Source organism: Nocardia sp. NPDC006982, assembly GCF_042869435.1.
Classification (GTDB): domain Bacteria; phylum Actinomycetota; class Actinomycetes; order Mycobacteriales; family Mycobacteriaceae; genus Nocardia.
Map to the genome: position 1 here is coordinate 1 of NZ_JBIAFV010000010.1, position 14,274 is coordinate 14,274.

The window sequence follows — 14,274 nt, forward strand, 5'->3', positions numbered from 1 at the left end:
GATGTTCGGTCGCGCCAACCTCGACCTGCTGCGCAAACGAATCCTGCTCCGCGACTGAACTATTCAGCCGAGATCACGGAAAGCGTGCCAGATCCCTAGAACTGATCCACGGCATAGTCACCACCAACCCCACCCGAACCGCAATCGACGTAGCTCGCACAGCGCCCCGCCCCGAAGCCCTGGCCATCCTGGAATCCGCACTGCGCCTGGGCATCTCCCGCGCAGCCCTCACCACCGAACTCCAACGCCACCACAGACGCCGCGGCTACACCCAAGCCGCCGAACTGCTCCCCCTGGCGGCCTCGCACTGTCCACCCGTCAGCACTACACCGGACGATCCCGCCCCGACCTTGGTCCCACGGCGTCCCCGGTTATGCGCTCATGAGGCGCGGCTCAGCAGGCGGCGTCCACAGTTGGCGGGGCAGCAACCCGACCCGATCAGTCGCGGAAATCATCTAGCTTTCGGTGAGGTGGCCGTTGTTCATGTGCCAGCGGCGGGTTGCGGTGACCGAGTCGAGCATGCGGCGGTCGTGGGTGACCAGAAGCATTGTGCCTTCGAAGGATTCGATGGCCTGCTCGAGTTGTTCGATGGCGGGTAGGTCGAGATGGTTGGTCGGTTCGTCGAGGACCAGCAGGTTGACGCCGCGGGCTTGGAGCAGGGCGAGTGCGGCGCGGGTGCGCTCGCCGGGGGAGAGGGTTTCGCAGGACCGCTGGACATGTGGGCCGCGGAGGCCGAATTTGGCCAGCAGGGTGCGGACCTCGGCGTCCGGCCAGTCGGGCATTTCGGCGCTGAAAGTTTCTGCGAGGGCGGCACTTCCGCTGAAGAGCCCGCGCGCCTGGTCGACCTCGCCGATTTCGACGCCGGAGCCGAGTGTGGCAGTTCCGTTGCCCGGCTGAATTTTTCCGAGCAGCAGAGCCAGAAGTGTGGATTTACCCGAACCATTGGCGCCGGTCAGCACGATGCGGTCGGCCCAGTCGACCTGGGTGGTGATCGGGCCGAGTTCGAAATCCCCTCGGGTGAGGGTGGCATTCGACAAAGTGGCGACCACCGAGCCGCTGCGCGGCGCCGCCGCAATGGACATACGCAGCTCCCACTCCTTGCGCGGCTCCTCGACCACATCCAGACGCTCGATGCGCCGTTGGGTCTGGCGGGCCTTGGCGGCCTGCTTCTCGGTGGATTCGGCGCGCATCTTGCGGCCCGCCTTGTCGGAATCGACCTTCTTGGGGTCGCGTGCCTTTCGGCGAGCATTGCGAACGCCGTGTTCGAGCCAGTTGCGCTGCATTTGGGCGCGGGCCTCGAGCCCGGCCTTGGTGTCGGCGTACTCCTCGTAGGCCTCGCGCGCGTGCTGGCGGGCGATCTCACGCTCCATCAGATATGCCTCGTAGCCGCCGTCGTAGATCCCCACCCGCTGCTGCGCGAGATCGAGTTCGACAATGCGATTCACGGTGCGCGCCAAGAACTCTCGGTCGTGACTGATCACCATCAGCGGCACCCGCACGCCGGTAACGAACTGTTCCAGCCGGGCGAGACCGTCGAGATCCAGGTCGTTCGTCGGCTCATCGAGCAGCAGAATGTCGAAGCGGGACAGCAGAACCGAAGCGAGTCCGGCGCGGGCCGCCTGGCCGCCCGAGAGCCCGGACATCGCGGTGTCGAGGCCGTTCGGCAGGCTATCCGCGAGACCGAGATCCGCCGCGACCTCCTCGGCCCGCTGGTCCAGATCGGCGCCGCCGAGCGCGAGCCAGCGTTCCAGGGCCGGCGAATATTCGTCCGCACCGCCGTCGGCCAAACGCTCTGCCGCGGCATCCATGATCCGCTGTGCTTCGGCGACACCTGTTCGGCGGCCGAGGAATTCGAGCACTGTCTCCCCGGGGATCCGCTCGGGCTCCTGCGCCAAGTACCCGACGGTGGCGTCGGGCGGGGACAGTGTGATGCTGCCGGTGGGTGTCGATCGGTTCGCGAGCATGCGCAGCAGCGTCGACTTGCCCGCACCGTTCATGCCGACCAAACCGATTACATCACCCGGTGCCAGGGTGAAATCGAGGTCGTCGAACAGGGTGCGTTCGCCGTGGCCCGCGGAGAGTCCGCGCGCGTGCAGAGTGGTGCTCACCAGCATGAGTCTGCCGTGTCCGTGCCGCACCGCCACCGCGGGGTCTGGTCGGTGCTCGGGGTTGCACCCTGAGTCCGCGGCCTGCGGAAATCAGGGTCGGGATAGGTCATGCGACCGATGTGAAGCGCTGTTTTCCCGGGCAGAGTTGATGTAGTACCGAACATCACCAGAGAGGGAACATAATGACCGCCCCCGCGCCCACCCGCCGACTCACCCGCTCCACCCACGACAAGTGGATTGCCGGCGTCTGCGGTGGTATCGCCGAATACTTCGGCTGGAACGCCAACGTCGTCCGGTTGCTGTTCGTCCTGTCCTGCTTGCTCCCGGGCCCGCAGTTCGTCGTGTATCTGGTGCTGTGGCTGATCATTCCGAAAAAGTGATTGTCCCCAATAATTAGGGCGGGGAGCTGCGTTCGGGACTCGCGGATGACACTATGGACCGGTACCCACCGATCGACCGCTGTGTCACCCGCGCGAGTCCCGACCAGGAGGAGTCATGATCACCTCAGGTGAATTCCCGGGCATGGATCTACCCGGTGTCGACGCATCCTCCTCCCTGGACGGCCTCGGTGAAGTCGAACTGCACCACCCGACCCAGGACATCGACGGCGACGGCACCCTCGACACCGTCACCACCACCGGCCCCGAGGCCATGCAGGTGTGGACCGACTGGGATCACGATGGCATCGCCGACCAGGTCACCGTGGTCGAGAAGGACGGCGATTACTCCGCGTGGGAGTTCCATCGGCATCCGGACGGGACTTCCGAGTGGGTGCGGACCGATCAGGGGAAGATCGGGCACTAGCCGCTGCGCGGCCTCTGGTTGTCGGCCCGGCCCTGTTCTCGGGGTCGGGCCGTACTCATCACATCGACTGTTTGTCGACTCTGTCTCGACACGTTCGTACTCTGCGCGAAACCCAATTACACTGTCCGACAACGGCCCCCGCAACCCAGCCCCTTCGAGGGTCCACCCGGCCGCAGGCTGCAATGATCCGCGCGGCTCACGTGCGGATCATTGGAACCTGCGGAACGAATACCGTACCGGCCATCCTCCAGCCGACCGGTTCTTCTGCGACGCGTCGACGGTTGGTTGTAGCCGATAGACCCACCCAGTAGATTTCTGCGCATACGACTTCGGCCGATCGATCCGATGGAACCGAATCCCGCCCGTACGCGTCGAAGGAAGTAGGGCAAGTACTCGGCGCGAGCTGGATCGCCGCCGGACGATCGGACGACAGGACTGGAGGGGCCTTACCGATGACCGATTCGAGCCAGATGTTGGGCGTCAAGACCGGGGAACTCGGTCAATTCGGCAGCGATCTGCAACTGTCGGCGGCTGTGGTGACGAACAGCGCGAAGCGGGTATCCGACAATATGTTCGGCGACGGGGATGCTGGGCGTAACTACGGGCCCCAGGGGAAAGCAATCCATAACGGGTTGGAAAATGTCGTGAAATGGCTGAAGGCCTGGGGCTCGGCGGGCGCGGCTATCGGCGATACCGTGGGTGCGGCCAGCATAGTCTATTCCGATACCGACAAAGAGAATGCGGACAAGACCAAAAATGCTTAGTCATATTCCGAAGCTGGCGGGTTCGACGAGCAAGGAGTCATAGCATGGCGGATACCACCTCACCGGACCTGAGCGGTAAGAATGCCGATGCAATTCTCGATACCGGATCGTCGGGGCTCCAGTTCTTTGCTCAGCTGATCGAGCGATATAAGAAGGCTTTCGGGCATGACCCCAGCCTGACCTTGAATCAAATCTATGCCAGGTATGACGAACAGCGCGGCATGAACCTGGAAAAGCTGGCCAATACGGCTACCGCTCTCCGTTCATCGCTCAATGAGGCTGACACCCAGTGGGATACGCAGTATGCACTGTCGCAGAAGTTGGACACGATATGGCAGGGGCAGGCGGCTGGAGCCGCGAAGTATATGTTCGGGCAGCAACTCGCGATGGCCAAGGAGGATCGACGTAAGGCCAGGGCTGCGCTCGATGCGATTACGACCGTGGTGCCGAAGCTGCGGTCGGCGGTTCAATCGAAGGCAGATCATGTCCATGAACTGGCAAGCAGCTCTGGTGAGGTAAAGGTCGATGGTAAGTCTCCTTCGGATATCGACGAGATAATCGAAGGTGCCAATACCGGTTGGTCGGATTTTTCGTGGAAGGACTGGGGTATTGTTGCCGCCGTTGGTGTCGTAACCGTCGGTGCCGGCACTTCGACCGCGGCCGGAGTGTTGGGCCTCGATAAGGAATCGACAAAGAAGGTCAGCCGCAAGTGGCTCGATGATGTTTTCAAGAAGAAATTCGAGGACACGCTGGCCAACTTCGTGGACAAGTGCAATTCGACCGATACGGCGATCAAAGAGGCGTATCCGTTGCTGGTCAAAGCCATGGAGGATTTGGACAGCAACCCTTATCCACGTCCGCAGGGGACCACCACGGACAAGACACCTTCGAACAACAACAATCCCACCAACAACAACTCCACCACGACTTCGTCGACCCCCGGCCCCGGGACCCCGAGCACGAATACCTCGACGCCGACGACTACCACCACGACAACGACGCCCACCACGACCACCACGGCGAGCAATCTCCTGTCCGGGCTGTCATCCCTGACCTCTGCGGCATCGCAATTGACTTCACTCGGTCAGACCGTCGGTCAAGGACTAACCTCTCTGGGCGCTTCGATCAAGGACGGGATCGATAATGCGGTGCAGGAGTTCGAAAAGGTGCTCAATCCGACGAGTACTGAAGACAAGGATCGCGACGGCAAGCCGGATGACAACAGTAAAACGGGCGCCGAGTTCGATTTGGCCGGAAAGCATTTGAAGTTCGAGATGGGCCAGGACGGACAGTTGAAACTCGTCTCGACCGATGCCGACGGAATGTCGCACGAGTACAGCATGAAGCTGGACGAGAACGGTGCACCAGTTATCTCGGACACCGAGGTCGAGAAGGAAGGCGAAGACGCTGGGGACGCTTCCTCTGACAACTCGCAGCAGGAGGAGGGCGCAGGAAGTCCGGGTACAGCCTCCGGCGTGCCTACTGGAACAGGCACCAAGCGGGAAGAGGACGGCGAGCATACGCCCGACCCCGCACTTACCGGCACCGAGGAAGAGAAACCCGAGCATCCTTTCGATAGTGGAGCGCAACTCGCCGAGGCCGGCCCGCTCTAGGTAGTGGATGCGATTAGTGGAGGTGCAGGATGAGGAATTACTCGGAAGAGATCGAGCGGATATTCGAAGAGCACGACCGTCAGTCTCGGATGCTGCGCGAGGAACTCGTGGATATCGAGCAGCGAAGTGCAGAGCGGGGACGCGACTTCGTTGAGCAAATGAACGAAGAAATGCGCAAGTTCTGGGAAGAACACGCTGAGGAGTTGGCGAAGGCACAGGCGGAGGCGGACGAGCGAGAACGTCGCGAGACCGAGGCTCGCGCCGAGCAGGAGCGCCTCGCCGCCGAAGCACGGGAGCAGCGCGAGGCGATCGCGCGGTCGGTCGCGGCCCGCAAAGCTCACAATGTCGTCACACCGATCGACGAGGATGACGATCCTGAGTCGGAGTACTACCGCCGCAAGAGCTGGTTGATCTGAGGATTGTCGGGGTCTACCAGCGGTCTTCTTCGACTTGTCGGAGGCGTTGGGTTGTTTGGTCGATCCAGGTGGTGAAGTGGGTGGCCAGGGTGGTGGGGGTGGTGGGGCGGACGGTTATGTGTTGGGAGCGGTGTTCGGTGTAGCGGCCGTCGTTGGTTATGTCGTGCCATTGGACGGTGGTCAGGGGGGTGGTGAGTTTGTTGGCGGGGCCGGTGTGGAGGAGGGCAGAGCCGCCGCCGTCGGCGGGGCGGTTGAGGAGGCGTTGATAGCGCTCGCGGGGCGAGTTACGAGTGACGCTTTCGAGGTGGCTGTTGGGGCGGCCGTAGATGTCGTCGGGGTGGAAGGTGGCGGGTGGGTTGGTGCCTGGGGTGCAGGGCGGGAGAGAACTGGTGAGTTGGGCGGGGAGGTGGTCTACGGGGAACAGGCGGCAGCGGATGGGGCCATTGGTGTCGCCGAAGGTGGCTTGGGCCAGTGACATGGCGTGGTGGTCGGTGCGGGCGCCGACGATTCGGTAGACGCGGACGCCGCCGGCCGGGTTCTTGTGTTGGGTTGTGCCGCCGAAGATTTGGATACGGATGGTCGAGGCGGTGAGAGTGTGCAGGGCGAGTTGGATCTCCTCGAGTTCGTCGGAGGAGTAGCGCTCGCGCATGGTGACCCGATGGGTGTCGAAGTCGTCGCGGTAGGCGAAACGGCTGGTGAAGCGGAGTGGATTGGGGAAGCGGTCGTTCGCGGGGCTGAACCACAGTGCGGCGAAATCGTCCGGCTCCCAAGTCCATTCAGCCATCTGGAGATTCCAATCGATCGTGCGGGTGGTTCGTGACGGGTGCGGCGCGTCCGTTTGCGTTTCTGACCAACAGGTTTCGGCCGTGGTGGGCTCGTCGGCCCGCGTGGACGATCCCGGCCCGCGTCGAGCGCGGCCGGAGGGTGTTGTGCGGCGGTCAGGTGCGGGCCGGCGGGGGCGGGGACTCCGGATCTTCGCCGATCACGCCGCCGGGGAGGGTGCGCGCGATCTCGCCGAGCAGTTCTTCGGTATTGGCGGCGTTGATGAGGTAGTCCGGTATCTGGTGGGTGCTGTCCTCATCGGACTTGCCGCGGCCCGCGCCGGCGCCCATACCGCCCATTCCCATTCCGCTGCGTCCGGTCGAGGTGGACGTAGTGGCCGCTGCCGCAGCGGGATTGGTCGTAGTCGTGCCGGGCGTGCCCGATACGGTGCGGCCGGGACTCGGTGACGTCGAGGTGGAACTGCCGGGCGAACCCGTGCCGGTCGGGGTGGAACTCGGGGTTGTCGCGGTGCTCGGCGTTGTCGCGGTTGTCGTGCTCGGTGTCGTCGTAGTCGGTGTCGTCGACGTCGTGGTGCTCGGGTTCGTCGAGCTCGAGGTGGTATCTGTCGGGTTGGTGTCCGTGGACGTGGTCTCCTCGGGAGACTTGCCATCGGATTCGGTCCCATCCTTGGTCTCGCCGCCAGTCGAGGTGCCGCCCGTCGGGCCCCCGGAGGTCCCGCCGGGACCTGACGATCCCGGTTCGTTGCCGCCGGATTTGATCGGTCCGGAGATGTCCAGCGGATTGGTCGGGTCGAGTGCGGTGGGCAGCACGGGAATTCGTCCGTCGAACTCGGCGAATTTGTTCACGTAGTTGGTGAGCATGGCGTTGCGGGCGCCTGCGGTCGCCTCGTTCTTGGTGTTCTCTTCCTCGTGGGCGCGGGGCGGCCAGACATTCGCGGTCCAGGAGTGGTGGTTGGCTTCCGGAATTCCGTTGGCGACGTTGCGGACTCCGTCGGCGGCGGCTTCCATGTCGTTCGACATCTGGGTGATCAATGGAGTCAGCTCGTGGGCGCTGGTGACGTAGCGGTTGATCGCGTCTTTGGCTTTATCTGCGGCCGCGCCTTCCCATGCTTCGGCGATCGAGCCCTGGACGGATCGGGCGAAAGTCTCCAGGCCCTGGTCCCATTGGGTTGCCACGTTGGAGTAGGTCATTGCCGCGCCGTGGGCATTCTTCGGATCCAGCGGCTTGAACGCTTTCTCGATTTCGGTACGTTCCCAATGGAATACGTTCTCCCCGTGCGGGGGGATTCTCGTGGGCTCATTGCCTGACATTGAATCGCCCCTTCTTTACAGACCCGGCCAGGAGAAGATCTTCGGTGTCGCCGTGGCCCCAACCACGAGCTTCCCCCTGCTGACCATGTGGTACTCCCCGGTCGCCGGATGTCGATGACATCGAACAGGGCCGGACCGGCTCCCCGCCCCCTATTCAGCTGGATCGACCGTACCGAGCAGTCGACCACCGTGCAAGCGCCCCACAACCGAGTTCCCACTGGTCGTGCACGGCGAATCACCCGGAATGCCAACGGCCCGTTGACAGTCCGCAGCCCACAGCTCTACCGTTAAATCGGAATCGGATTCCGGTTTCACCAGCTGACCGATAGGACCCCCATGAACACCCACTGGACCCTCCCGCGAATCCTCGTCGGCGCCGTCCTCCTCAACACCCTCATCGGCCCACTCCTCGCCGACCTGGTCATCCCCGACATCGCCGACCTGCACCTGCACAACCCGGCCTGGCCTCCGCATGCCAAATTCCACGATGCCCAATACATCGGCATGGGCGCACTCATCGGCGCGATCGGGCTGGCGGTCCTATGGCGGCGAACGGGGAACCTGCGCGCCCAGTTCTTCCTGGCTGCCGCACTCGGATCGGTCACCTGGCTGGCCATGTTCGGCGCGCTGCTCTTCCCTGGTACCGCAGCCCAGGATCCGGAGCACGCCGCCGACGCCACCAGAGTCATCGGCATGGACCCGCAACTGTTCATCGCCTTGGTGATGCTGATCGCATTGGCGGTAGCGATCGTCGTCGAGCGCACCCGCGCATCGATCCGGGTCTAACCTACGACCGGCAGACAGGGGAGATAGATGACCGACCCGAACACCCGCAAACTCCGCACCGACGCCGCCCGCAATCGCGACCAGGTCCTCGCAACCGCGACGTCCCTGTTCGCCGAACGCGGCGACGATGTGCAGATGGCCGATGTGGCACGCGCGGCCGGGGTCGGGGTCGGCACCATCTACCGCCATTTCCCGACCCGCCGCGCCTTGATCGAGGCGGCTGCCGAGCAGCGTTTCGCCGGGATCCTCGAGCATGTGCGCCGCACCTGTCTGCCGAATCCAGATACGCGGCAGGCGCTGGCCGGTTTCCTCAGCCATGTCGCCGAAGTGCATGAGCAGGGGCGTGCACTGTCCGGCACCATCGAATCGATGCTCGGCGACACCGAACCGCGCGGTACGGTACGCGACGATCTGGCCGAACTCGGCGGGGAGCTGCTGGCCAGGGGGCGAGGCGACGGCAGTGTTCGCGCGGATGCGACCGTCGCCGACCTTTATATGATCGTCGGCGCGGTCGCCACGATCAGCCGCGATGGATTCGGTGACTGGCGGCGGTTCATCGAACTAGCGCTCGACGGCCTCCGGCCATGATTACTTGCGCAACAACTGCGCGAGTTGCATGACCGAGAGCTTGGGCTTCTCCTCTTCACGCGGACCTTCCGGATCGACAACCGTGGCGTGCGGGATTATCGCTTCCGGATCGGAAAACGCCGCATATGCCTTATCCCGCAACAGTTTGTGCAGCAGAAACCCGGTGAGCAGCGCCCGCGTCGTCCGCGCGGTCTTGGCTTCGTGCTTGCCTACCCCCAACGCCGCCAGCGCGCGGCGCCCTTCGACAATGCCGTTGTGCGACGCCCCGTCGACCGCCCGCAGTACCACCGGCCCGGCCCACGCGGCGGTCAGCGGGATCGCATTCGAGCTGACCGATTCGATATCGGTCGCCCCCGCCACCACCAACGCGGGCGTGTCGATATCCGGTGCGATGGTCTCGGCGGACGGCGCGGTCGGCGCCGGGTAGAGGGCGGCAACCGCGGCAACGCGACGCTGTCCGGCGGCGATCACCGCGGCGCCCGCGCCCATGCCGTGCCCGGCCAGCGCCAGCCGGTCCGGATGCACGCTGATCGCACCGTCACCGAGCCGGACGCTGGTGCAGATATCGAGCGTGGTGAGCAGATCGGTGGCCAATCCGAGGTGTGACGGAATCGGCCCGCGCTCGGTATCCGGGGCTGCGGCCACAAAACCCCAGGACGCCAGGTGTTCGAGCGTGGCGCGATAGTTGGCGGCGCCGGTCAGCCAGCCGTGGCCGAATGCGACCGCGGGTAGATTCAGTCCGGACTCCGGGGTGAACACCACGCCGGGCTGACCGGCGATGGCGAGATTGCCGCGCAGTACGCGGTGGGGCCCCCGGCTGGTCAGGGTACTCAGGAGTGATTTCACAGACGCCGACACGACGTGAACGTTATCCGATAAGTACTCTGGTGAGCCATGTGCGGAATCGTGGGGTACGTCGGATACCGGGACGCTCTCGGCGTTGTCGTTGACGCGTTGCGCCGCATGGAATATCGAGGATACGACTCCGCGGGCGTCGCGATCCTGGATGGCACGGGCGTGTTGGCGGTGGAACGCAAGGCCGGCAAACTGGCCAATCTCGAGGCCGAACTCGCCGAAGTGGGGGCCGACCACTTCGCGGGCACCACGGGCATGGGACACACCCGCTGGGCGACCCACGGCGCGCCGACCGACCGCAACGCCCATCCACACCGCGACATCACCAACAAGGTGGCCGTGGTGCACAACGGCATCATCGAGAACTTCGCCCCGCTGCGCCGGGAGCTCGAAGACGCCGGCGTCGAGCTGAGCAGTGACACCGACACCGAGGTCGCCGTGCACCTGGTGGCGCGCGCGTACGCCGAAGGCCCCACCGCGGGTGATTTCGCGGCGAGCGCGCTGGCCGTGCTGCGCCGGCTGGAGGGTGCGTTCACGCTGGTCTTCACCCATGCCGACCACCCGGACGTCATTGTCGCCGCACGTCGCTCGACACCGCTGGTCGTCGGTGTCGGCAAGGGCGAGATGTTCATCGCCTCCGACGTCACCGCATTCATCGAGCACACCCGCGAGGCCGTTGAACTCGGCCAGGACCAGGCCGTCGTGATCACCGCCGACACCTACACGGTCACCGACTTCGGGGGCAATGACGGATCGGCGCGCACTCGCCCGTTCACCATCGACTGGGATCTGGCCGCCGCCGAGAAGGGCGGGCACGACTTCTTCATGCTGAAGGAGATCGAGGAACAGCCCGCCGGTGTCGCCGACACGCTGATCGGCCACTTCACCCATGACGAGGCCGGTGGCCGGATCGTGCTGGACGAGCAGCGCCTCGCCGATCAGGAACTGCGCGACTTCGACAAGGTATTCGTCGTCGCCTGCGGCAGTTCCTATCACGCCGGACTGTTGGCCAAGTACGCGATCGAGCACTGGACCCGGCTGCCCGTCGAGGTCGAGCTGGCCAGCGAATTCCGTTATCGAGACCCGGTTTTGGACCGTTCGACACTGGTGGTGGCGATCTCGCAGTCGGGTGAGACCGCCGACACCCTCGAGGCGGTGCGGCACGCGAAGGAGCAGAAGGCGCGCGTGCTCGCCATCTGCAATACCAATGGCGCACAGATTCCGCGTGAGTCCGATGCGGTGCTCTACACCAGGACCGGACCGGAGATCGGTGTCGCGTCCACCAAGGCGTTCCTGGCGCAGGTGGCGGCGAACTACCTGGTCGGGCTGGCCCTGGCGCAGGCGCGCGGCACCAAGTATCCGGATGAGGTGGCCCGCGAGTTCGCCGAACTCGAGGCGATGCCGCACCTGGTGCAGCAGGTACTGGAGACCGCGCCGCAGGTGCGCGCGATCGCCAGGGAACTGGCGCATGTGCCGACCGTGCTCTTCCTCGGCCGACACGTCGGCTATCCGGTGGCGTTGGAGGGTGCGCTCAAGCTCAAAGAACTCGCGTACATGCACGCCGAGGGATTCGCGGCGGGTGAGCTCAAGCACGGCCCGATCGCGCTGATCGAGGAGGGGCTGCCGGTGATCGTCGTGATGCCCTCACCCAAGGGGCGCGCGGTACTGCACTCGAAGCTGCTGAGCAATATCCGTGAGATCCAGGCCCGCGGCGCCCGCACCATCGTGATCGCCGAGGAGGGCGACGACACGGTGCGCCCGTTCGCCGACGATCTCATCGAAATCCCATCGGCGCCAACGCTTTTCCAGCCGTTGCTATCGACCGTTCCGCTGCAGATCTTTGCCGCCGAGGTGGCTCAGGCGCGCGGCTACGACATCGACAAGCCCCGCAACCTGGCGAAGTCCGTCACCGTCGAATAGGACCTGGTCGATCTACCCAACGCGCTGTCCCCCGCCCGACCGGTCCGGCACCTCGCGAGATGGCGCACAGCTAGTGATGACGTCGCACAAGGGAGAGTATGTGCGAGGTCATCACCAGGTGTGCGACAGCTTGCGTACAGAGCGCCACTGGTGCCGGAGCCTATGGGGTGCTCGGTGGAGAGAATTGGGGTGGCCTGTTCGGCAGGGCGGCTTGGTAGTCGACCGTGCGGTGAAATGGTTCACGGGGGACGGCTCCGCTGTGGCATCGGAGAATCGGTGGAATGCCGATTGCGGCGTGGGTTCGGCGGGACAGTCGTAACCCGCGAGCGCCGCCGGTTACCAGGGGTGCCCGGCCGTTGTCAGGGATTCGGTTGGCTCGCTTGATGTTTCGGTGCCGCGACGTTCGAGATTGCCCGAAAGGACCGCCAGGCCGAGCGCGCTGACGACCAGGACCACACCGACCCAGTTGGGCGAGGTGTAGCCGTATCCCGCGGCGATTACGACGCCGCCGAGCCACGCGGAGATCGCGTTGCCGAGGTTGAATGCGCCGATATTGAGGGCCGAGGCCAGCGTCGGTGCGTTACCTGCCTGGTCGAGGACACGCTTCTGCAGCGGCGGAACGGTCGCGAAGCCGAGGGCGCCGATGAGGACGACCGTGATTGCGGCCGCGACCTTGTTGTGCGCGGTGAGCGTGAACAGCGCGAGCACCAGCGCGAGGCCGCTGAGGGTGGTGTAGAGCATCGGCATCAGATGCCGGTCCGCGAATTTGCCGCCGATCAGATTGCCCAGGAAGAAGCCGATGCCGAACAGGACGAGCAGCCAGGTGACCGAACTCTCCGCATAGCCGGTGACCTCGGTCGTCATCGGCGCGAGGTAGGTGATCGCCGCGAAGACACCGCCGAAGCCGAGGACCGTCATAGCCATCGCGAGCAGCACCTGCGGGTTGGCGAGGACGGCGAGTTCGTGCCGCAGGCGCGCGTCGCGGGGTGCGGGCTGTTCGGGCACCAGCGCCGCGACGCCGACGAGACCGGCCAGGCCTACCGATGCGACGAGCAGGAAGGTCAGCCGCCAACCGAACTGCTGGCCGAGCAGAGTGCCCAGCGGCACGCCGAGGATGGTCGCGACGGTCAGTCCGGTGAACATCATGGCGATCGCGCCGGCCTTGCGATCCGGGCCGACCAGATTTCCGGCGACCACCGATCCGATGCCGAAGAAGGCGCCGTGCGCGAGCGAGGCGACGATGCGTCCGGTCAGCATGAGGCCGAAAGTCGGTGCGAGCGCGGACAATACATTGCCCGCTATCAGCAGTGACAGGCTGATGAGCAGCATGCGCTTGCGCGATACCCGGGTGCCGAACCCGGTCATGATCGGCGCGCCGACCAGCACGCCGAGCGCATACCCGGTGACCAGCAGGCCCGCGGTGGGGATCGACACGGTGTAGGTGTCGGCGATGTCGGGCAGCAGCCCGACGACGACGAATTCGGTGGTGCCGATTCCGAAGGCCCCGAGTGTCAGGGCCAGTAGTGCGAGTGGCATGAGCAGGGCCTCCACGTGATGTTGCGCCTGAGCTTTACAGGCGTCAACAATAATTGCAGGCGCGGCTTAATTGCAAGCGCTGGCTATTGCGACGTTCATCTATCCTGGAGGGACGAGCCCCGACGCAGAAGGAATGCCATGACCGCGGATGCCGCCCTGACCGGCCTGGCCGATGGTTGGTATGCACTGTCGCTGCTGCACGATCGGATCGAGGCGCATATCGAACGCGCCCTGCAATCCGGTCACGGGCTGAGCGTGCGCGAATTCTCGCTCCTCGTCGTGCTCAGTCGTCAGCACGACGGACCCGGCGGGCACCTGCGCATGAATCAGGTCGCCGAAGCCGTGGTGCTCAGCCAGAGTGCGACAACCCGCCTGGTCACCCGTCTCGAAGACCGCGGCCTGCTGCAGCGTTACCTATGCCCCGACGACCGCCGCGGCATCTACACCGACGTCACCTCCGCGGGCCTCGAGCTACTGACCCGCGCCCGCCCCACCCACGACACCGCCCTGTCCAGCGCTCTGGGCCAAGCCGCCGCCGACCCCGAACTGGCCCCTTTGGTCGCCGCCGTCGAAGCGATGAACACCAACGCGGTCCGCGGCACCCGAATCCCACAGGCATAGCGGTTCATTCGGTACATCGGTGATCGGCGAAATGTCCGGCCGCCCTCGACGTGCTCGTCACATGTGCGGGCTGCCATGCAGACAGTGGTCCGAATCGTGCCTGTGCGGCTCACTTGGTGCTCTGGTTGATCGGCGCGATGATCTGGTCGCGCGTTGGCTGTATTCCCATC

General features: G+C 64.9%; 14 protein-coding genes. 9 read left to right on the forward strand and 5 right to left on the reverse strand.

Annotated features, from left to right (window positions below; genetic code table 11):
• Positions 1–455: 455 nt before the first annotated feature.
• Positions 456–2,114, reverse strand: a complete 1,659-nt coding sequence (locus tag ACFYOW_RS32030) for an ABC-F family ATP-binding cassette domain-containing protein (protein WP_387293824.1) — start codon at positions 2,112–2,114, stop codon at positions 456–458.
• A gap of 176 nt (positions 2,115–2,290) precedes the next feature.
• Between ACFYOW_RS32030 and ACFYOW_RS32035 the strand changes: the two genes are divergently transcribed.
• The 5 genes from ACFYOW_RS32035 (at position 2,291) to ACFYOW_RS32055 (ending at position 5,705) form a co-directional block, all read left to right on the forward strand.
• Positions 2,291–2,488 carry a PspC domain-containing protein gene (locus ACFYOW_RS32035; RefSeq protein WP_040686696.1) on the forward strand — a complete coding sequence of 66 codons (198 nt, stop codon included), beginning with the start codon at positions 2,291–2,293 and terminating at the stop codon, positions 2,486–2,488.
• 115 nt (positions 2,489–2,603) lie between these two features.
• A complete protein-coding gene (locus ACFYOW_RS32040; RefSeq protein ID WP_387293825.1) occupies positions 2,604–2,912 on the forward strand; it encodes a DUF6802 family protein in 309 nt (102 codons plus the stop codon).
• A gap of 452 nt (positions 2,913–3,364) precedes the next feature.
• Positions 3,365–3,676, forward strand: coding sequence for a hypothetical protein (locus ACFYOW_RS32045; RefSeq protein ID WP_387293826.1), 312 nt, complete (start codon positions 3,365–3,367; stop codon positions 3,674–3,676).
• A gap of 44 nt (positions 3,677–3,720) precedes the next feature.
• Entirely contained in the window at positions 3,721–5,289 is a 1,569-nt protein-coding gene (locus tag ACFYOW_RS32050; protein ID WP_387293827.1) for a hypothetical protein, read from the forward strand.
• A 29-nt stretch (positions 5,290–5,318) separates the two neighbouring features.
• Positions 5,319–5,705, forward strand: coding sequence for a hypothetical protein (locus ACFYOW_RS32055; protein ID WP_387293828.1), 387 nt, complete (start codon positions 5,319–5,321; stop codon positions 5,703–5,705).
• A 13-nt stretch (positions 5,706–5,718) separates the two neighbouring features.
• Here the strand turns inward: ACFYOW_RS32055 and ACFYOW_RS32060 are convergent, their stop codons facing one another.
• Both ACFYOW_RS32060 and ACFYOW_RS32065 read right to left on the reverse strand, forming a co-directional pair.
• Complete coding sequence (locus ACFYOW_RS32060; RefSeq protein WP_387293829.1) at positions 5,719–6,489, reverse strand: ESX secretion-associated protein EspG; 771 nt, start codon at positions 6,487–6,489, stop codon at positions 5,719–5,721.
• Positions 6,490–6,643: 154 nt separating this feature from the next.
• Complete coding sequence (locus tag ACFYOW_RS32065) at positions 6,644–7,798, reverse strand: hypothetical protein (RefSeq protein WP_387293830.1); 1,155 nt, start codon at positions 7,796–7,798, stop codon at positions 6,644–6,646.
• 336 nt (positions 7,799–8,134) lie between these two features.
• On the opposite strand from ACFYOW_RS32065, the gene ACFYOW_RS32070 reads away from it, so the two are divergent.
• A complete protein-coding gene (locus tag ACFYOW_RS32070; RefSeq protein WP_387293831.1) occupies positions 8,135–8,584 on the forward strand; it encodes a DUF6640 family protein in 450 nt (149 codons plus the stop codon).
• Between the two features lie 27 nt (positions 8,585–8,611).
• Positions 8,612–9,172: a TetR/AcrR family transcriptional regulator gene (locus tag ACFYOW_RS32075; RefSeq protein ID WP_387293832.1), complete on the forward strand. Its 561-nt coding sequence runs from the start codon at positions 8,612–8,614 to the stop codon at positions 9,170–9,172.
• Here the strand turns inward: ACFYOW_RS32075 and ACFYOW_RS32080 are convergent, their stop codons facing one another.
• A complete protein-coding gene (locus ACFYOW_RS32080) occupies positions 9,173–10,030 on the reverse strand; it encodes a dienelactone hydrolase family protein (RefSeq protein ID WP_387293833.1) in 858 nt (285 codons plus the stop codon).
• A 36-nt stretch (positions 10,031–10,066) separates the two neighbouring features.
• On the opposite strand from ACFYOW_RS32080, the gene glmS reads away from it, so the two are divergent.
• A complete protein-coding gene (gene glmS / locus ACFYOW_RS32085; RefSeq protein ID WP_387293834.1) occupies positions 10,067–11,947 on the forward strand; it encodes a glutamine--fructose-6-phosphate transaminase (isomerizing) in 1,881 nt (626 codons plus the stop codon).
• A 336-nt stretch (positions 11,948–12,283) separates the two neighbouring features.
• Here the strand turns inward: glmS and ACFYOW_RS32090 are convergent, their stop codons facing one another.
• On the reverse strand, positions 12,284–13,483 hold the full coding sequence (locus ACFYOW_RS32090; RefSeq protein ID WP_387293835.1) for an MFS transporter: 1,200 nt from the start codon (positions 13,481–13,483) through the stop codon (positions 12,284–12,286).
• Between the two features lie 138 nt (positions 13,484–13,621).
• Here ACFYOW_RS32090 and ACFYOW_RS32095 point away from each other — a divergent pair, with 138 nt between their 5' ends.
• A complete protein-coding gene (locus ACFYOW_RS32095; RefSeq protein WP_387293836.1) occupies positions 13,622–14,104 on the forward strand; it encodes a MarR family winged helix-turn-helix transcriptional regulator in 483 nt (160 codons plus the stop codon).
• Positions 14,105–14,274: the final 170 nt, after the last annotated feature.